The organism is Citrobacter sp. ANG330 (assembly GCF_047467925.1).
In the GTDB taxonomy this organism is placed as follows: domain Bacteria; phylum Pseudomonadota; class Gammaproteobacteria; order Enterobacterales; family Enterobacteriaceae; genus Citrobacter_A; species Citrobacter_A amalonaticus_G.
Genome location: NZ_JASJUI010000005.1, coordinates 298,065 through 318,001, shown reverse-complemented (window position 1 = coordinate 318,001; position 19,937 = coordinate 298,065). Strand labels below are relative to the sequence as shown.

Sequence of the window (19,937 nt, the reverse complement as noted above, 5' to 3'; positions counted from 1 at the left end):
CTCCTTGTGGTTTTGTTCAACTACTACTTACGATGGCCTGTCATTAATCCCTGACAGGTGGATAGCAATACGTCCTATTACCGGGATCGCTGAATTTGTCTGTAATCAGTTTTTCTGTGTATGAATAGCAAGAACCAAAAAAAGATCTCTTAAATTCCATCCATGCAAATTAAATATGTGTTTTGTATGAGTTATATGATTTTGCGATTTGCAATGCATGCGTAATAAATGAATCATGAATATATATTATATTCATTGCCTGTTAAGTTCTGTTTTTGAGTTTATCTTAATTAGCGCTCCTTCAATCATCCATCAGCAATCCTTTAATTAACTTTGGGTTGAATATTTTCGCGGTAAAACATAGCCATTTATTATATATCAGCCTTATGTGTTTGTTGCTTTTGTTGTTTGTAATTGCATGTTTTATTTGATTTTTATTGTTTTTGTATTCGGTTTTACATCCACTGATTTTCTGCAGAATACCTCTCTTTTGTTCGAAGAAAAAGTGCTTTTCAAATTTTTTTCTGAGCGTAGAATAAAAATAACCAGAGTCATTTGATCTATTTTTACCGCCACCGGAACGGCATTGTCAGTATATTTTTCTTGCGGTACGGAACATGCTGAGTTCATGGCACGAACGATAACTTGATGGACTATTATTATGAGCAGCAGAAAAAATGACGGTGGCGGCAGTGTTGCGCCTAAAGAACGTGTAAATATCAAATTTCAGCCAAAAACAGGAAATCAGACCGCCGAAGTGGAACTGCCACTTAATTTGCTGGTCACGGGCAACCTGACGGGAGGCGCTGACGAAACTCCCCTTGATGAGCGTCAACCGGTTGCTATCAATCGTAACACTTTTAACGCCGTACTTGAGCAGGCGGGTATTGGGCGTGATTTCTCGGTTCCTTCTGCTCTTAGTGAAACGCCTGACGCAAGCATGAATATCAACCTGAAGGTGAAATCACTGGCCGATCTCTCACCGGACAACATTGCCGCTCAGGTGCCGGAGATGCGCAAAATGCTGGAGCTGCGTGAAGCACTGGTGGCGCTTAGGGGACCAATGGGAAACCTCCCAGCTTTCCGTGCGCAGCTAAAAGCATTGCTTGATGATGAAACGAGCCGTGAGCAACTGATTGCGGAACTGGGCATCGTAGGTCGGAAATAACTTGTACAAGGATTACAGTATGTCAGACATTACATTACCGGAAGTATCGGCTTCCACTGCGCCGGTTGCCGCGCCTGGTCTCCTGGATGAAATCATGGCGCAGACCCGATTCAAACCGGAATCAGAAAGCTACGATATTGCCCGTCAGGGGGTAACTGCTTTTATCACTGCGCTGTTGCAAGGGGATGATGAAGCGGAATCTGTCGATATTCTCGCTGTTAACGGCATGATTGCCGATATTGATGCGCGTATGGGATGCCAGATGGATCTGATTCTCCATGCTCCGGAGTTTCAGGAGCTGGAGTCATTCCTGCGTTCACTGAAGCTGTTGGTTGACCATGCCGATCCGCGTGAAAACATAAAAGTTCATATCATGCACGCCACTAAAGAAGAGCTGCTGGATGATTTTGAATTTGCCCCTGAAATCACTCAGTCAGGATTCTATCGGCACGTTTATTCCAGCGGTTTCGGACAGTTTGGTGGAGAACCCATCGCCGCCGTAATTGGTAATTACGCTTTCGATAACACCGCCGCAGATATGAAGCTGTTGAAATATATCAGCGCGGTCAGCGCGATGGCTCACAGTCCATTCCTGTCTTCAGTTTCTCCGGAGTTTTTTGGGTTGGATTCGTTTACCGAACTCCCCGGCATTAAAGACGTTGCCGCCATTTTTGAAGGTCCCGCTTACACAAAATGGCGTTCGCTGCGTGAGTCAGAAGATGCCCGCAATCTGGGGCTTACGGCACCACGCTTCCTGCTGCGTCATCCTTATGCACCGGATGAAAACCCGGTGAAAAGTTTTAACTATCATGAAGATGTCAGCAAAAACCACGAGCATTATTTGTGGGGAAACACGGCATTTCTTCTGGCAGCCAATATGGCTGAAAGTTTCATGTCAACCCGCTGGTGTCCAAATATTGTCGGTCCGCAAAGCGGCGGCGCGGTAAAAGACCTGCCTGTGCATTTATATGAGGCAATGGGCCAGCTACAGGCCAAAGTTCCGACAGAAATTCTCATTACCGACAGGCGAGAATATGAGTTGGCAGAGCAGGGATTTATCACTCTGACAATGCGTAAAGGTTCTGATAATGCAGCATTCTTTTCTGCCAATTCGGTGCAAAAACCGAAAGTTTTCCCCAATACGCCAGAGGGAAAAGAGGCCGAAACCAATTACAAACTGGGTACGCAGCTTCCTTACCTTTTTATCATTAACAGACTGGCACATTACATCAAAGTGCTGCAACGCGAACAGCTTGGCTCATGGAAAGAAAGGGGCGATCTGGAGCGTGAACTGAATACCTGGATCCGCCAGTATGTTGCCGACCAGGAAAACCCACCTTCTGAAGTGCGCAGTCGTAAGCCGTTGCGTCAGGCGAAGATTGAAGTCTCTGATGTGGAAGGCGAGCCTGGCTGGTATCAGGTTGCCCTGAGCGTCCGTCCTCATTTCAAGTATATGGGGGCATCGTTTGAATTGTCTTTGGTCGGACGTCTGGACAGGGAGTGATCATGATTACGGAACGGGAGTCTGGGAGTAGCCTGTTTGAGCGCATTGGAGAGGCGGCAAAAACGTCCTCACGCCAGCGTCCAAAGGCGGCGCTGTTGCATTCTGTACGCGATAACCTGCGCAATATTCTTAACACCCGTTCTGATAGCTGTTATGGCTCACCGGATCTTGGGATTGCGGATTTTAATGATGAGTCCCCTGATCGCCAGAACATCCGGGAATGGATGGTTCAGGCGATAAAAAATTGCATTCTGCATTATGAACCCCGTATTTCGGATGTACTGGTGAAAACCTCCGTAGAGGATATCCACGTGCCGCTGGAACTGCGTTTTCACATCGTGGCATATATAAATTTCAGTGACGGGCGGGATGTACTGGAGTTTGACATTCTGCTGGATAACCACCAGCACTGGTGCGTGGAGTAAACCTGATGGCCTTTGAAGAACGTTTCTACCGCGAAGAACTGGATTATCTGCGCCAGTTGGGCAAGCTGCTGGCGGAGGAAAAACCTTATCTGGCCCGGTTTCTGACCGAGAAAGAGGGTGATCCGGATGTAGAACGCCTGATGGAGGCATTTGCCTTCCTTTCCGGTGGCTTGCGGCAGAAACTTGAGGATGAGTTCCCGGAGTTTACGCACAGCCTGATTAATATGCTGTGGCCCAATTATTTGCGTCCGATTCCAGCCATGTCGGTAATTGAATATCAGCCCGGTAAGGAGCTGAAATCGCCTGTTCTGGTCTGCCGCGATGAACTGATAAAAACGTTAACGGGGAGCAGTACCCAGCTTTCTACCAATGGTGCGCTGAAAGATGAAGATAATAAAGTTACACAGCCCGTCTGCCATTTTACCCTGGCGCGTGATGTTTGGTTGCAACCTCTTTCTGTCCGGGATGTCCGTAACGCCAGTACTCTTAAAGAGGGCATAATTGAGATTGATTTTTTTACGGAAGGAAATGTCTCTCCCGGCGAACTGGATCTGAATAAGCTCACTTTCTGGCTGGGGAATGAGGATGATTATACTCGCTATCAGCTCTATCTGTGGTTCAGTGAGCGATTGATGGATGCGGAACTTGTTGCCGAGGAGTATTGCGTGTCATTGCCGGAAATGTGGCTGAAGTCGGCCGGTTTTGAACGGGAGGATGCACTACTACCATGGCCAAAAAACGTCCATAGTGGTTACCGTGTGCTTCAGGAGTATTTCTGCTACCCGGAAAGCTTTTTCTTCTTTCACCTGCGGGATGCCATACCGCTTCCAGTGCATTTTCCTGTTAATGCTTTTACATTGCGTCTGCGTTTCAATCTGCCCCTTCCTGTGGACATCAAACTGCGAAAGAATTCACTCCGCCCTTACTGCACGCCTGCGGTAAACCTGTTTACATACCATTCTGAACCCATCAGGCCAGATGGAAGTGTGTCTCAGTATCCGTTGTGCGCTAGCCAGCAAAGCCCGGAATGTTATGACATCTTTCGGGTAAAATCTGTGTCCAGTAAGCTACCAACAGCAAGTCAGGGTAAAACGTTTCGTCTTTGGCCCGAATTCGAAGGGTTCCAGCATCAGATTGAATACAGTCGGCAGCGTGAAGTCGTTTACTGGCACCACCGTACTAAAACCTCACTGTTTCACCACGGTCTGGATCATTCTATTGCCTTTGTGCACGCTGATGGCAGCCAGCCTGACTGTTCCCGACTGAATGGCGAAGTTTTTACCGCCTCGCTGGTGTGTACCAACCGGATGTTGCCCGCCTCGCTGCATAGCGGCGATATTTGCGTTCCTGTAAATAAAAATCCGGCGGTGGCTTCTTTCAGCAACGTCACGCGTCCAACCCGTCCGCTGTATCCGGTGACGGATGGTGATATGCATTGGTCGCTGATCTCCTGCATGAACCTGAATTACCTTTCGTTGCTGGACAGAGAGGCATTGATCCAGGTGCTGCGCACATTTGATTTGCCAGGTGTTCATCATCCACAGCAAGCCAGGCTTTCTTCTCAAAAGCTGGATGCCATCGAAAAAATGGAATCCCGTCCGGTTGACCGCCTGTTTAAAGGCGTACCGGTTCGGGGCCTGTCCACCACACTTTGGATTAGCCCCGCCCCCTTTATCTGTGAAGGTGAGATCTATCTGTTGGGTACCGTGCTGTCATGCTTTTTTGCGTTATACGCCAGCATTAACTCATTTCACTGCCTCAGAATCATTAACACGGAAAGTCAGGAGTCCTGGGAATGGCAACACACCGGCCAGCACGCCCTGATGTAGGGGAAATGTCGTCTCTCCCGGATGTGCGCGGGACGAATTTTTTTGTCCTCATGGAATCGCTGTACCGCCAGTATGGCGGCGCGGACCGTGAGCCCTCGCTGCGTACCGAACCCGAACAGGAAGTGGTGTTGTTTAAATCGGACGCCAGTATTGCCTTTCCGGGCAGTGACCTGAGCACGCTTGAGCGCAGAGACTCCAGTCAGTTTACCCTGACCACAAAATTTCTTGGGTTTTCCGGCAGTCAATCGCCGTTGCCTGGCTACTATCTGGACCGGATGGCGCGCGAATCCGCACAGAATGAAGAGGGACTGAAGGCATTCCTCGACCTGTTCAGCCATCGTTGGACGCAGTTTGCTTACCATGCCTGGCGTAAGTACCGCTATTACATCTGTTTTCGTAACGGAGGAACAGATTCGTTTTCACAACGGATGTACGCGCTGGTCGGGTTGGGGAACCCGAGCGTGCGTGACAGGCTCGCGATCAACCACAGCAAGATGCTGGCTTATGCCGGGATCCTGGCCACTCCCGGTCGCTCGCCGGACGTGGTGAGCAACCTGATCAGCCATTGCTTTGATTTGGCGGATGTCAGCATTGAAAACTGGCAGTTGCGTAAGGTGGCGGTGGAGCCCGCACAGCAGAACCGGCTGGGCGTGCGCAATCCCAAACGTAAAACTGCCGGGTATGTGCCGGGGCGCTCGGTGATTGGCGTTAATTTTACCCTCGGTGCCAGAGTGCCGGATCGCAGCGGAAAATTTCTGCTGCGGATCGGCAATCTCACAATGGCCCGCTACCTCTCATTTTTACCGGAAGGTGAAAACCATCAGGCACTGATCATGTTTGTTTCCTTTTTGCTGCGCGATCAATTTGCATGGGATCTCCAGCTCTCGCTTGCACCGGAGCAGGCGAAGGGAATGCGACTGGGCGACCGCTCCCGATCCTGTATCGGCCGCACGGCGTTTATCGGTCAGCCGAAGGCACCGCCATCCGTCACTCTCCACATCAGGGATTAATTTTATGGAACCGCATATGACTGAGGAAAAAACGCAGTCGCGCGCACTGTCACTGACATTACAGGTGATGAACGGCAATGAGCTGGAGAGCGGACGCGCTGCAAAATGTTTGTTTACTGCTGACGGCGGGGTTATTGGCAATGCATCTGCGTGCCACTGGCCGTTACAGGACCGGGCGGGGTCTGTGGCCGAGCGTGCCTGCCAGGTGGTGCAACATGACGGCGCATTTTGTCTGCGCAGCCTGGTGTCTGGGCTCATGATTAACCTTGCTCCTGTGTCTACGGGAGCAGGACTGGTACGTCTGAGGCAGGGGGATGAAATCGTTCTGGGGGCGCTGGCACTGAAGGTATTTATCCATGAAGGAAAGCTGGTCAGTTACGGTGAGCAGATGGCGGCGCCTGAAACCATTGTTACCAACCGTGACCACCTGTCGGACGCGCTGCTGACGACAGACGGTCAGCCTGCATATCCGGGAATGCCCCGGATACACCAGCTTGCTGATACTGTCGTCAACAGCTTTTCAGCCGATCCGCTCCAGGCTCTCCAGGCGGAAAGCCTGACGGTGGTGGGCGATGCGCTTCCCGGGATTGTGCCAGTCCGATCTTCTGCGCCCGAAAGGGATGGGGCGATCGACAAACCGTTTATGGATCTGCCGCCAGTCTATCCCGATCCCCAGACCCGCCATGGCGATGCCGCCTCCCCGGTGGATACAGCCCAGCTTCATCTCGCCGTCACCCCGCTGTTACGTGGTCTGGGCAGTACCCTTTCTGTACGTAACTCACAGGATGCGGATGATTTTCTTGAGGAGGCGGGACGGACGTTGCAGGCGGCTATCAGGGGATTACTTGATCTGCAACAGCGTCGCAACAGTCTTTCCGATAAACATTTGCGCCCGCTGGAGGATAACCCGTTACGCCTGAACATGGATTACACCGCCGCCCTCGATGTGATGTTTGCGGAGGGTAAAAGCCCGGTGCATCTGGCGGCGCCTGCCGCAGTTGGCGAGAGTCTGCGCAATGTCCGACACCATGAAGAAGCAAATCGTGCAGCGATTGTCGAATCGCTGCACGTATTGCTGGATGCCTTCTCACCACAGAGCCTGATGCGTCGTTTTGTTCAGTATCGCCGCAGCCATGAACTGCGCCAGCCACTGGACGATGCCGGGGCCTGGCAGATGTACAGCCACTATTACGACGAGCTGGCGTCCGATCGTCAGCAGGGTTTTGAGATGCTGTTTAATGAAGTTTATGCCCAGGTGTATGACCGGGTATTACGCGAAAAACAGCGGGAGCCGGAAGCATGACAGGACGCTTTTTCCGTACCTGGATGGTGATGGTGCTTTTCAGTCTCACCCTGACAGGCTGCGAAACGGTGAAAAAGCTCGGCCAGGTGATTAAGAATCCGGACATTCAGGTTGGAAAGCCTGCGGAGCAACCCTCAGAAGTGATAGTCACGCTGTTGACCGAGCCTGACACCAATACCAATGCGGATGGTGAGGCTGCGGCAGTCGACGTACAACTGATTTATATGAGCGATGACTCAAAATTACAGGCTGCTGATTATGACACGGTTGCCAGTACGCCGTTGCCTGATGTGTTGGGCAAGAACTATATCGACCACCAGGATTTTAACCTGTTGCCGGACACCCTAAAAACACTGCCGTCAGTGAAGATGGATGAAAAGACGCAGTTTATTGGTGTTGTGGCTTACTTCTCCGATGACCAGGCTACCGAGTGGAAACAAATCGAACCGGTAGAAGGCTCCGGCCACAGCTACCGCCTGCTGGTACATGTACGACAGGGAAGTATTGAAATGAAAAAAGAGGACGACTGACGATGGCGAACATGAAAAACAAGGTGATCTGGCAGGAGGGATTGTTTGCCCTGCCGCAGCACTTCCAGCAACAGCAGCGCAATCAGGAATATTTGCTGAATCAGCGTGTCAGTGCACAGGCCGATTTTGCCTGGGGATTCACCTCGCTGTCGATCAATACCGAGCTGCTTGCTCAGGGAAAGCTCATGCTGAACAATGCGGCGGGTTGTATGCCGGACGGTACAGTGTTCAACATTCCGGAGCAGGATCAGCTCCCCGAACCGTATCAACCGCGCGATCTTTCCCGATCCGGAAGCCAGGATATCTATCTGGCATTGCCCGTTATCAGTGACATCACCTGTGAAATTGAAGGTCGCCAAAGTGCCGGGCAGGGAACGGAACGTTACCGTCTGGCCCGCGCCGATGTCCGTGATTTACACTCCGATGATGGCGATGTGCAACAAATTGTTCTGGGGCAACTGGCGCCGAAAATCGTCAGTGGCGCGGATGATCTCAGTGCGATGGTCACGTTGCCGCTATGCCGTATTCTCAGCCAGCAGGCCAATGGTGCGCTGGTGTTGGATGACAGCTTTATCCCGACCTGCCAGGCTATCCGCGTTAGCCCGGAACTGAGCGGGTTTGCCGGCGATGTGCAGGGGCTTATCAGCAACCGCGCCAGCGAACTGGCAAAACGTATTGGTTCCCCCGAGCAAAGCGGTATCGCGGATGTGGCTGAGTTTATGATGCTGCAGATGCTTAATCGCAATCAGATGCATTTCACCCACCGCTCACACCTGCATACCCTGCATCCGGAAGCGTTTTATCTGGATCTTGTCCGGCTATTGGGTGAGCTGATGACCTTTACAGAAGACAGCCGGCTGCCCTGTTCGGTGGAAGTTTACAATCACCGCGATCTGACGCATTCATTTAATACAGTGATCCCGGAACTGCGCCGGGCGCTCAATACCGTGTTGATGCCACGCGCTCAGAATCTGCCGCTCATCTTCTCTGACGGGTTTTATGTCGCCACAGTCAATGATTCTACTCTGTTACGCTCTGGAACTTTCATTCTGGCGGTCCGCGCGCGGATGCCGCACAGCCAGCTTATTCATCAGTTTACCCAGCAGTCAAAAATCGCGGCTACCAACAAAATCCGCGACATGGTCAGCGTACAGGTGCCGGGCGTTCCACTGACGCCACGTACTGCAGCCCCACGCCAGTTACCCTATCACGACGGTTTTGTTTATTTCGAGCTGGATAAAGGCGCTGCCGCCTGGCAGGACGTGGTGAAAGCCGGAGCGCTGGCGCTGCACATCTCCGGTACTTTTCCGGATTTGGGGATCCAGCTGTGGGCGATAAGGAGCTGAGAACATGAGCGAGCAGTTCCTCCCGTCGGATGCAATGAATGACCGCCAGACTACAGGGAATACACAGGATAAGAAGAGTGCCGTGGTACACGATGTGGGTGAAGACATTTCCAGCCGCCAGTATCGACTTCCCCTGCGTGGAAACAGTCTCAACCCGATGATTGACGCCGCTACGCCACTGCTGGGGATGGTGATGCGCGTGGACGGAATGAACAGTCAGAGCATGCCGGAACACCTTTTTGCACAGGTCGTGACGGACGTTCAGGCTGTGGAGCAATTGCTTCAGGAGCAGGGCTACGAACCGGGGGTGATTGTCTCGTTTCGCTACGTTCTTTGCACCTTTATTGATGAAGCCGCGCTGGGTAACGGCTGGTCAAACAAAAATGAATGGATCAAGCAGTCGCTGCTGGTTCATTTTCACAATGAAGCGTGGGGGGGAGAGAAGATTTTTATTCTGCTCGAACGCCTTATACGTGAACCGAAGCGCTATCAGGATCTGCTTGAGTTTTTATTTCTCTGCTTTTCGCTGGGATTTCGCGGTCGCTACAAAGTGGCCGTCCAGGATCACGAGGAATTTGATCGGATCTACCGCCGTCTGCACCACGTCCTTCATACCCTACGCGGCGATGCACCGTTTCCGCTGCTGCATCAGGATAAGAAAACACAGGGTGGGCGTTATCAGTTAATCAAACGGCTGACCATTAAACATGTTTTCGTTGGCGGTGTTGTCGTGCTGGCACTGTTTTACCTGTTCTACATGCTGCGACTGGACAGTCAGACGCAGGATATTCTGCATCAACTGAACCGGCTGCTTGCCAGGTAAGGACACACTATATGATCCAGATTAATCTGGCCTCTCTTGTGAAGCATCTGAATGCGTTTTCCCGACAGGCACTGGAGGCCGCCGCGGCTGAATGTATGAGTCAGCAGGCAACGGAAATTACTGTGGCACATGTGCTGTTGCAGATGCTGGCGATGGTACGCAGTGACATAAGAGTGATAGCTGAACAGGCGGAAATTGACGCGAGTGAACTTCGCCGGGCGCTGACGGTGGAAAATTACGCGACGTCGCGAACGGTGGAGAGCTACCCGGCCTTTTCGCCGATGCTGGTTGAGTGGTTAAAAGAAGGTTGGCTGCTGGCATCAGCCGAGATGCAGCACAGTGAACTGCGCGGTGGCGTACTGCTTCTGGCTTTGCTGCATTCCCCTTTGCGCTATGTGCCGCCTGTCGCCGCCCGCTTGCTGACCGGTATTAATCGCGATCGCCTGCAACAGGATTTTGCGCAGTGGACGCGGGAGTCGGCGGAAACGGCGATACAGAGCCCGGATGGGCAGGCGGTCAGCATGGCGGCAGAGACGGGGGACAGTTTACTTGCGCGCTACGCGAAGAATATGACAGAGGATGCCCGTCATGGTCGGCTCGATCCGGTGCTATGCCGCGACCATGAAATTGATCTGATGATCGACATTCTCTGCCGTCGGCGCAAGAACAACCCGGTGGTTGTGGGCGAGGCCGGTGTCGGTAAAAGTGCGCTGATTGAAGGGTTGGCGTTGCGTATTGTCGCAGGCCAGGTACCGGACAAGCTGAAAAACACCGACATTATGACGCTGGATCTCGGCGCATTGCAGGCCGGAGCATCAGTGAAAGGCGAGTTTGAGAAGCGCTTTAAGGGGCTGATGGCGGAAGTGATTTCCTCGCCAACACCCGTCATATTATTTATTGATGAAGCGCATACCCTGATTGGCGCGGGCAACCAGCAGGGGGGGCTTGATATCTCTAACCTGCTCAAACCGGTGCTGGCGCGTGGCGAACTGAAAACGATCGCCGCGACCACCTGGAGCGAGTACAAAAAATATTTTGAGAAAGATGCTGCTCTCTCCCGCCGTTTCCAGCTTGTGAAAGTCAGTGAACCTACGGCGGCAGAAGCGACTATTATCCTGCGCGGCCTGTCGGCGGTGTATGAGCAGTCTCACGGCGTGCTGATCGATGATGAAGCCTTACAGGCGGCAGCCAATTTAAGCGAGCGCTACCTTTCCGGACGTCAGTTACCTGACAAAGCTATCGATGTGCTGGATACCGCCTGCGCTCGTGTGGCGATTAACCTCTCATCGCCGCCAAAGAAAATATCTGCCCTGACCACCCAATGCCATCAGTACGAAGCGGAAATCCACCAGCTTGAGCGGGAAATTCGTATTGGATTACATACTGATACCGCCCGGCTGGATGAGGTTCATGCTCAACATGATAATGCACAGAATGAGTTGAAGGCGCTGGAAGAGGCCTGGCGTCAACAGCAGACGCGGGTGCAGGCTATTATCGCGCTGCGCCAGCAATTATTGGCCACGCTGGAAACAGATGGCAATGCATCCGTCACTGATAAGGCTGATGGAGCGGAAACGCTATCTCTCGCAGAACGTCTGGCCCAACTGACCGCCGAACTTGACGATCTGCATAACGCGCAGTTACTGGTTTCCCCACACGTTGATAAAAAACAGATCGCCTCCGTGATTGCCGAATGGACCGGCGTGCCGCTTAATCGCCTGTCACAAAATGAAATGTCTGTTATCACCGATCTGCCGCTGTGGTTGGGCGAAACAATAAAAGGTCAGGAACTGGCCATTAAGCACCTGCATAAACATCTTCTCACCGCACGCGCTGATTTGCGCCGTCCGGGACGCCCACTCGGCGCATTTCTGCTGGCTGGACCCAGCGGCGTGGGTAAAACCGAAACCGTGTTGCAGCTGGCTGAACTGCTTTACGGTGGTCGCCAATATCTGACGACCATCAATATGTCGGAGTTTCAGGAAAAACATACGGTCTCACGGCTGATTGGCTCCCCTCCTGGTTACGTCGGCTATGGTGAAGGTGGTGTACTAACCGAAGCCATCCGCCAGAAACCGTATTCTGTGGTGCTGCTGGACGAAGTGGAAAAAGCCCATCCGGATGTGCTCAACCTGTTCTACCAGGCATTCGATAAGGGTGAAATGGCAGACGGCGAAGGTCGGTTGATTGACTGTAAAAATATTGTCTTTTTCCTCACCTCCAACCTCGGTTACCAGGTGATTGTCGAACATGCCGACAACCCGGAAACCATGCAGGAGGCGCTCTACCCGGTGCTGGCAGATTTCTTCAAACCGGCGTTACTGGCGAGGATGGAAGTGGTGCCATACCTGCCGTTATCAAAAGAGACGCTTGCCACCATTATCACCGGAAAGCTTGCACGTCTGGACAATGTACTGCGCAGCCGGTTTAGTGCGGATGTCATTATTGAACCGGAAGTCACAGACGAAATCATGAGCCGCGTGACCCGTGCTGAAAATGGCGCGAGGATACTGGAGTCCGTGATTGACGGCGATATGCTGCCGCCACTCTCCCTGCTGCTATTGCAAAAAATGGCCTCGGGCACACCCATTGCCAGCATCCAGTTGTCGGTGTCAGAAGGGAGATTCATGGCAGATGTGCAGGATGTTCCATCCACCGATGAGCCCGTGTTGTCGCAGGAAACGGATGGCATCACTTTATGAACTGGATGCGCATTACACGCCAGTTCTCGCTGATAGCGGTCGGCCTGCTGACAGGACTGTCTGCCGGAGCCGTACCCGTACCCGCAGAAACACCCTCTGCATCTGGCATTGTGCAGGGTACTGCAGCGGCTACGCCAGAGAACGTGCAGGCGACGCTACAGGCAATGCAGGCCTGTCGTCATGAATCAGCGGCCCTGGAGCGTCTTGACTGTTACGACAATTTGCTTGCCCCACTGTCACCGGAGGGGTTTAACGGTGCGCTGGTCAGAGCCAGTTTTGTGGGGGAAGCCTGGACTCGCGCTACAGAGCAGGAAAAACGCCGTCAGGATAGGAGTACGGAACTGCTGGTGACGCAGACGCCAGGCGAACGCCCAATGGTGGTGATCACCACGCCGGCTATTGGTCATGTACCTCCGCGTCCGGTGCTGATGTTTAGTTGTGTGGACAATATCACCCGAATGCAGGTAGCGCTGATTAAAGCGATGGATACACATGATATCGCCGTCAGCCTGAGTGCCGATGACAAAACATTCCGCAGCCGCTGGTTTGTGCGCGAAAACGGCACGCTTCTGGAATCCAGCCGGGGATTATCCGGCATCGACGAGATTAAACAGCTTTTTGACGCGAAGACGCTGACTATTGATACCGGTGCGGAGAGCACAGCCGGAAAACTCACTTTTAATATCAATGGACTGGCGCAGGCAATCGCCCCGCTGCGTGAAGCTTGTCATTGGGCGGGAGAATAAGAAAATGGCAATGGATCTGCGTGACCCGAATATCTGGATTTCGCATCTGCTGGAAACACTACCGGAAGAAAAACTGAGCGGCGCTCTGAAAGACGACTCTCCTGAGTGGGAGTATATTGACGGAGAAATCGTCAAACTCGGTTCACTGGCGCACGGTCAGCTTGATATCGCGGAAATACAGCGCCGGGGACTGGTGCTTCTGGCCTCAGAGAGTAAAGATTTTCGTCTGCTGGCACATTTGTTGCGCACTCTGCAACATGCAGGCAACATTCTGCTGGCCCTGCGCCTGCTGGCGCTGTACGTGGAGCATTACTGGGCGGTGGCTGCGCCGCGTATGTCGCACAAAAAACGGTTTGCTGCGCAAGTCATCAAACGTTTTGACGCTGGTATACCCGGTTTTGCAGGAAAAGCGACCACAGCACAGCGCGACGCGGTGTTGGGTGAACTGGCGACACTGGCGCAAAGCTGGCGGATGCAGGATGCTCCGGAACTGGCACTGGCGACGGATGATCTGTTCGCACTCTTTCAGCGCGCATTCCATGATACCGATCCTGCGTTATCTTCCTCTCAGGAAATGTCTGACAGCGTACCGCAGGATATCGCCATACCCGCACGCGACGTCCCGCACACTATCACCACCGTGCCTGCTGTGCCGGCTCCGCAGGTGATTATAGACAGTCACGACGATACTGCCTGGCGCGACACGTTGCTGAAGGTCGCCGCTATCCTTTGCGAACGCAAACCTGACTCGCCGCTGGGCTACCGTCTGCGCCGCCATGCGCTTTGGCAAACCATTACCAGCCCGCCTCCGGCTGAGAGTGATGGTCGCACCCCGCTGGCGGCGGTTTCTGCTGACATGGCTGCAGAGTATCAGTCCCGGTTAACCAGCGTGGATCTGGCGCTGTGGCAACAGGTGGAGCAGAGCCTGCTGCTGGCTCCGTACTGGCTGGACGGGCATTACCTTTCCGCACAGATAGCACAGCGTCTCGGGAACTGGCAGGCAGAAGAGGCCATTCGTGAGGAAGTAGACTTTTTTCTTGCGCGCCTTCCGGCGCTTGCCGATCTGCTGTTTAACGACCGCACACCTTTTATCAGCGAGCAGACAAAACGGTGGCTGACTTCATCATCATCCCCCAGTCAGGCCGCACCAATACTGCAATCCACAGAGGAAATGCAAGCTGCCAGGGCATGTTTCACTGAACAAGGGCTGGAGGCCGCACTGCAGTATCTGGAGACATTGCCAGAAGGCGAACCCCGCGATCGGTTCTACCGCCAGTACCAGGGCGCTCAGCTAATGGAAGAGGCCGGAATGGTAAAACTTGCGCAGCAACAGTACCGGATGTTGTCCGAAGAAGGCTTGCGAATGGTGGTGGCAGACTGGGAACCCTCACTATTCAAACAGCTTAAGCAGAAGTTCACGGCAGAACAGTAAGAAACAACAGGAGTTTTTGTGAGATTACCGACCCCCCGACTCTTCAGCGGAATGAAATCTGTTTTGCGACCGGCGATGCCAGGATTTAAGGTCTCCGCGTTATGGCTATTAGTGCTGGCATGGATCTTTCTGCTGGTATGGATCTGGTGGAAAGGCCCGTCATGGTCATTGTATGACGAACATTGGCTCAGACCGCTGGCAAACCGCTGGCTGGCGACAGCGGCGTGGGGGATTGTAGCCCTGGGGTGGCTGACTGTCCGGGTGATGAAGCGTCTGCAGCAGCTTGAGAAACAGCAAAAGCTGCAACGCGAGGAAGCGCAGGATCCGCTCAGTGTGGAGTTAAATATTCAACAGCGCTATCTCGACAGATGGCTGCTGCGTTTACAGCGCCATCTCGACAACCGCCGTTACCTGTGGCAATTGCCGTGGTATATGGTTATCGGTCCTGCCGGGAGCGGCAAAACCACCCTGTTACGGGAAGGTTTCCCGTCCGACATTATTTATACACCGGAAGCGTTACGCGGTGCAGAGCAACGCGTGTATCTGACGCCACATGTCGGCAAACAGGCGGTGATTTTTGATATCGACGGCGCGCTCTGTGAACAAACTGATGCGGATATTCTGCACCGCCGCTTATGGGAACATCTTCTGGGTTGGCTGGTGGAAAAACGCGCACGCCAGCCGCTGAACGGGATCATTCTCACCCTCGATTTACCCGACCTGTTGACGGCTGACAAACGCCGCCGCGAGCATCTGTTGCAGACGCTGCGTAGCCGTTTGCAGGACATTCGTCAGTGTCTTCACTGCCAGTTACCGGTTTACGTGGTGCTGACCCGGCTGGACTTGTTGTACGGTTTTGCAGCCCTGTTTCAGTCGCTGAACAAAAAAGATCGCGATACCGTCCTGGGGGTTACGTTTACCCTCAGGGCTCATGAAAGTGAAGACTGGCGTACCGAACTGGACGCTTTCTGGCAGGACTGGTGCGAGCGGATGAACCAGTCCATGCCCGATCTGATGTTGGCGCAGAGCCATATGCGCAGTTCACTGTTCAGTTTTGTCCGCCAGATGCAGGGAACCAGGGAATCATTGGTGACTCTGCTTGATGGTCTTCTGGACGGTGAAAATATGGACGTGATGCTGCGTGGCGTGTATCTGACGTCATCACTGCAACGCGGTCAGATGGATGACATCTTTACGCAGTCTGCCGCCCGGCAGTACCGGCTCGGTAGTAACCCGCTGAGCGCCTGGCCACTGGTGGATACGGTACCTTACTTTACCCGTAATCTGTTTCCCCAGGTGCTTCTGTCGGAGCCGAATCTGGCTGGCGAAAGCCGCGCCTGGCTGGTAAGCAGCCGTAGACGCCTTACGGTCTTTTCTGCCGTTGGTGGGGCGTTGGCGCTGCTGCTCGTTATTGGCTGGCACCATTATTACGATGTTAACTACGCCTCCGGTATTCAGGTACTGAAACAAGCTCAGGCCTTTATGGCAATCAGACCACCCCAGGGGATGGATGAGTACGGTGATTTGCAATTGCCATTACTCAATCCGGTACGCGATGCGACGCTGGCCTACGGCGACTGGGACGATCGCAGTCGACTGGCAGATATGGGGTTGTATCAGGGACGGCGAGTCGGGCCGTATGTGGAACAAACCTATCTGCAACTCCTGGAGCAGCGTTATCTACCCGCCTTGTTCAACGGTCTGGTGAAAGAAATGGATGCTGCCCCACCGGAGAGTGAAGAAAAGCTCGCCGTGCTGCGAGTGATGAGAATGCTGGAGGACAAAAGCGGACGTAATAATGACGTAGTGAAGCAATTCATGGCGAAGCGCTGGAGTGATAAGTTCCACGGCCAGCGCGATATCCAGGTGCAACTCATGTCTCATCTCGACTATGCGCTGAAACATACCGACTGGCATGCTGAACGTGCTGCGGGTGATGGGGACGCGATTGGTCGTTGGGCACCGTATGACAAGCCGGTGGTGTCAGCACAAAAAGAGTTAAGCAAACTGCCGGTTTACCAGCGCGTCTACCAGAGCCTTAAAACCCGGGCGTTGGGAGTCCTGCCCGCCGATCTGAACCTGCGCGATCAGGTTGGCCCAACCTTCGATCAGGTATTTGTTTCCTCAGATGACAACAAGCTGATTGTCCCGCAGTTTCTTACCCGCTATGGGCTCCAGAGTTATTTTGTGAAGCAGCGTGATGAGCTGGTGGAGCTGACGGCAATGGATTCCTGGGTACTGAATATTATCCACAGTGTTAAATACAGCGACGCAGACCGTGCTGAAATCCAGCGCCAGTTGACCGAACAGTATATTAGTGACTACACCGCCACATGGCGGTCGGGGATGGATAACCTTAACGTACGCGACTATGAATCCATCGCGCAACTGACCGCCGCGCTGGAGCAGATTATCAGCGGCGACCAGCCTCTACAACGAGCGTTGACGGCGCTGCGGGATAATACACAGCCTGCCGTTCTTTCCGAAAAGTTATCTGATAAAGAACGCGCGGAAGCATTAGGAGAACCGGATTATCGTCTGCTGACCCGTCTCGGTCATGAGTTTGCGCCTGAAAACAGCACGCTGGCGGTGCAGAATAATAAAGAAAATACCCTGCAAGCGGTGTATCAGCAGCTAACGGAATTGCACCGCTATCTGCTGGCTATCCAGAACGCACCGGTACCGGGTAAATCGGCGCTGAAAGCCGTCCAGTTACGCCTTGATCAGAACAGCAGCGACCCCATTTTTGCGACCCGGCAGATGGCGAAAACTTTGCCTGCGCCGCTTAATCGCTGGGTGGGAAAACTGGCAGATCAGGCCTGGCATGTGGTGATGGTGGAAGCGGTTCACTATATGGAAATTGACTGGCGCGACAACGTGGTAAAACCGTTTAACGAACAGCTGGCAAATAGTTATCCATTTAATCCTCGTTCTTCGCAGGATGCGTCCCTGGATGCATTTGAGCGCTTCTTTAAACCGGACGGCGTGCTGGATACTTTCTGGCAGCAAAACCTGAAACTGTTTATTGAAAATGACCTGAGCCGTGATGGGGACGACGGTGTAATTATCCGTGAGGATGTCATCCGGCAACTGGATACCGCACAGAAAATCCGCGACATCTTCTTCAGTAAACAGAATGGTCTGGGAACGCAGTTTGCGGTAGAAACCGTTTCGCTTTCCGGCAACAAACGCCGAAGCGTGTTGAACCTCGACGGTCAGTTAGTGGATTACAGCCAGGGACGTAACTACACCGCGCATCTGGTCTGGCCGAATAATATGCGCGAAGGCAATGAAAGTAAGTTGACGCTGGTGGGTACCAGCGGCGGCGCGCCGCGCAGCATCAGTTTCAACGGGCCGTGGGCACAGTTCCGTCTGTTTGGTGCAGGCCAGTTAACCAGTGTGGAAGACGGTACGTTCTGTATACGGTTTAACGTAGACGGTGGGGCAATGGTTTACCGTATACACGCCGACATCGAAGACAACCCGTTTAGCGGCGGGCTGTTCAGCCAGTTCCGGCTGCCGGATACGCTGTACTGAGGAGGTAATTGTCGGATGCTGAAGATACAGGACGTGATGATGATGTATTTCAACTGGTGGATGTACAGGTTGCAACGGCAGGGGCAAAAAACGCCCCGACGTTTGCCAGCACCTTTCATATCCAGAATTTATGGGGGCAGGAATGTCTAAATTCAGTGACCAGAATCCGTCATGGGCTGATTATCTCGGTGACACACTGCGCGGTAATGTCCCTGTCAATCAGTTAATTCCGCAGCATCCCTATATTCTTGACACACTGGGACTGGCAGAGGCGTTTGAGAAGAATACGCAGCATATTATGTTACTGACACTGGAAGAGGCTCAGGGTGTAGTGGATGATTTGTGTAGCAGTGGTCCGGTGAAGCTTGCCACTACTTACGCAGGAAATATCAAAGATGCTGCGACCGGGGGGAAGAATATCAGCAAACTGATAAGTTATGCTGAGGCGGATAAAATCATTTACCGGTTAAAGGGACTCGGGATTAAAGCTATTCAGTACAAGCATGGTGGACAGGTGTACGTTAAAATTACCGGCTATGCGTCGCTGCGGCGTATTCTTCAGGGGACTCGCTATAAAATTAACAATCCCCGGGTGCTGGAGCTGGGGATTGGCAAAGCAGGCATTAATAGCGGTATCATCGAAGGTGCGAAGTTTTATGTCTGGTTTTCACTTGCCTGGCACACGGTAGAACTCATTTTTAAATCAGACCATGATGTGGCGGCCTTTATTGGTAATATTTCGATGGATGTTGCAAAAATTATTGTTACGATTTTTGTGACGAAAATTCTGGTTATGGCCGGTGGGCTTTTCTCTACAGTTGCTGCTTCTGCTGGTCTTGTATTTCCTGTTGTGGCGGGGATAGTGCTGATTGTGGCTATAGGTTTCTTAATTACTCTTGCGTTGGATCATCTGGACAGTAAATATCATTTATCTGACAAGTTGATTGCAGTTATCCGAGAGGAGATGAAGGCCCAGGAGGACATCAATAGGTGGAATTTTGAACATACCGATCACTTTACATTTGGCCTGATGAATGCACGCTGGTAAGGAAATTTTATGCAAAAATTACCGGAAATAGCAGCGAGAAAAATGACATTAAAAGAAAAAATGAAATTTATTCTTTTATGTTTATTTTCCATTGCGGTACTAACTGGTGCGTTGATTTTTTTTGCCGATGTTTCTGGTACTGCAATAATATATATTATTGCAGGTGCGGATACCGTCTACTACAGTTGGAGGGACGTGCTCGCATTGTTATATCTCCCTGTTATGGGGTACTTTGATGTATTGGTGTTTTTATTTTTGTTCCTCCCTTTTACTTTTCGCCTCGCGAAATTATGGGGTAAACTCTCAAAGGTTATCTTCGGGTATATTATTATCGCTTTTGTCCTTACTCTCCCTCTATCCTTGTATATTTCTTTTTTTCCTTTGGGGGAGTACTATTCTTGTGGCCAGAGAGGCCCCCTTTCAGGCGCTCACTATGTGAAAGATCTCAAAATGTGTGAACAATTTGAATATCACCCTGAGGATGATAAGTCTGATAATACCTCAGCACCTGTAACATCAGTGGATAAGAAATAA

15 protein-coding genes are annotated in these 19,937 nt (G+C 52.3%); all 15 read left to right on the top strand.

Annotated elements, in window-relative coordinates; translation table 11 throughout:
• The first annotated feature begins 661 nt into the window (after positions 1 to 661).
• The 15 genes from tssB (at position 662) to QNN88_RS14135 (ending at position 19,937) form a co-directional block, all read left to right on the top strand.
• Complete coding sequence (tssB, locus tag QNN88_RS14205) at positions 662 to 1,168, top strand: type VI secretion system contractile sheath small subunit (protein ID WP_414240785.1); 507 nt, start codon at positions 662 to 664, stop codon at positions 1,166 to 1,168.
• A gap of 19 nt (positions 1,169 to 1,187) precedes the next feature.
• Positions 1,188 to 2,672 carry a type VI secretion system contractile sheath large subunit gene (gene tssC, locus QNN88_RS14200; protein ID WP_414240784.1) on the top strand — a complete coding sequence of 495 codons (1,485 nt, stop codon included), beginning with the start codon at positions 1,188 to 1,190 and terminating at the stop codon, positions 2,670 to 2,672.
• Between the two features lie 2 nt (positions 2,673 to 2,674).
• A complete protein-coding gene (gene tssE / locus QNN88_RS14195; protein ID WP_414240783.1) occupies positions 2,675 to 3,097 on the top strand; it encodes a type VI secretion system baseplate subunit TssE in 423 nt (140 codons plus the stop codon).
• A gap of 5 nt (positions 3,098 to 3,102) precedes the next feature.
• A complete protein-coding gene (gene tssF / locus QNN88_RS14190) occupies positions 3,103 to 4,926 on the top strand; it encodes a type VI secretion system baseplate subunit TssF (RefSeq protein WP_414240782.1) in 1,824 nt (607 codons plus the stop codon).
• Positions 4,893 to 5,936, top strand: a complete 1,044-nt coding sequence (gene tssG / locus QNN88_RS14185; protein WP_414240781.1) for a type VI secretion system baseplate subunit TssG — start codon at positions 4,893 to 4,895, stop codon at positions 5,934 to 5,936. Before tssF ends, tssG begins: the two co-directional genes overlap by 34 nt.
• Positions 5,937 to 5,952: 16 nt before the next feature.
• Positions 5,953 to 7,239, top strand: coding sequence for a type VI secretion system-associated FHA domain protein TagH (gene tagH, locus QNN88_RS14180; protein ID WP_414240780.1), 1,287 nt, complete (start codon positions 5,953 to 5,955; stop codon positions 7,237 to 7,239).
• Positions 7,240 to 7,262: 23 nt separating this feature from the next.
• Entirely contained in the window at positions 7,263 to 7,769 is a 507-nt protein-coding gene (gene tssJ / locus QNN88_RS14175; protein ID WP_414240799.1) for a type VI secretion system lipoprotein TssJ, read from the top strand.
• Between the two features lie 2 nt (positions 7,770 to 7,771).
• The gene (tssK, locus tag QNN88_RS14170) at positions 7,772 to 9,115 is read left to right on the top strand and encodes a type VI secretion system baseplate subunit TssK (RefSeq protein WP_414240779.1); all 1,344 of its coding nucleotides are present in this window, start codon (positions 7,772 to 7,774) and stop codon (positions 9,113 to 9,115) included.
• 4 nt (positions 9,116 to 9,119) lie between these two features.
• Positions 9,120 to 9,938, top strand: coding sequence for a type IVB secretion system protein IcmH/DotU (gene icmH / locus QNN88_RS14165; protein WP_414240778.1), 819 nt, complete (start codon positions 9,120 to 9,122; stop codon positions 9,936 to 9,938).
• A gap of 11 nt (positions 9,939 to 9,949) precedes the next feature.
• Entirely contained in the window at positions 9,950 to 12,640 is a 2,691-nt protein-coding gene (tssH, locus tag QNN88_RS14160) for a type VI secretion system ATPase TssH (protein ID WP_414240777.1), read from the top strand.
• Positions 12,637 to 13,386, top strand: coding sequence for a type VI secretion system-associated protein VasI (gene vasI / locus QNN88_RS14155; RefSeq protein ID WP_414240776.1), 750 nt, complete (start codon positions 12,637 to 12,639; stop codon positions 13,384 to 13,386). Before tssH ends, vasI begins: the two co-directional genes overlap by 4 nt.
• Positions 13,387 to 13,390: 4 nt before the next feature.
• Positions 13,391 to 14,818, top strand: a complete 1,428-nt coding sequence (tssA, locus tag QNN88_RS14150) for a type VI secretion system protein TssA (protein WP_414240775.1) — start codon at positions 13,391 to 13,393, stop codon at positions 14,816 to 14,818.
• Between the two features lie 75 nt (positions 14,819 to 14,893).
• On the top strand, positions 14,894 to 18,355 hold the full coding sequence (gene tssM / locus QNN88_RS14145) for a type VI secretion system membrane subunit TssM (protein ID WP_414240798.1): 3,462 nt from the start codon (positions 14,894 to 14,896) through the stop codon (positions 18,353 to 18,355).
• A gap of 142 nt (positions 18,356 to 18,497) precedes the next feature.
• On the top strand, positions 18,498 to 19,403 hold the full coding sequence (locus QNN88_RS14140) for a hypothetical protein (RefSeq protein WP_414240774.1): 906 nt from the start codon (positions 18,498 to 18,500) through the stop codon (positions 19,401 to 19,403).
• 9 nt (positions 19,404 to 19,412) lie between these two features.
• Entirely contained in the window at positions 19,413 to 19,937 is a 525-nt protein-coding gene (locus QNN88_RS14135; RefSeq protein WP_414240773.1) for a DUF1240 domain-containing protein, read from the top strand.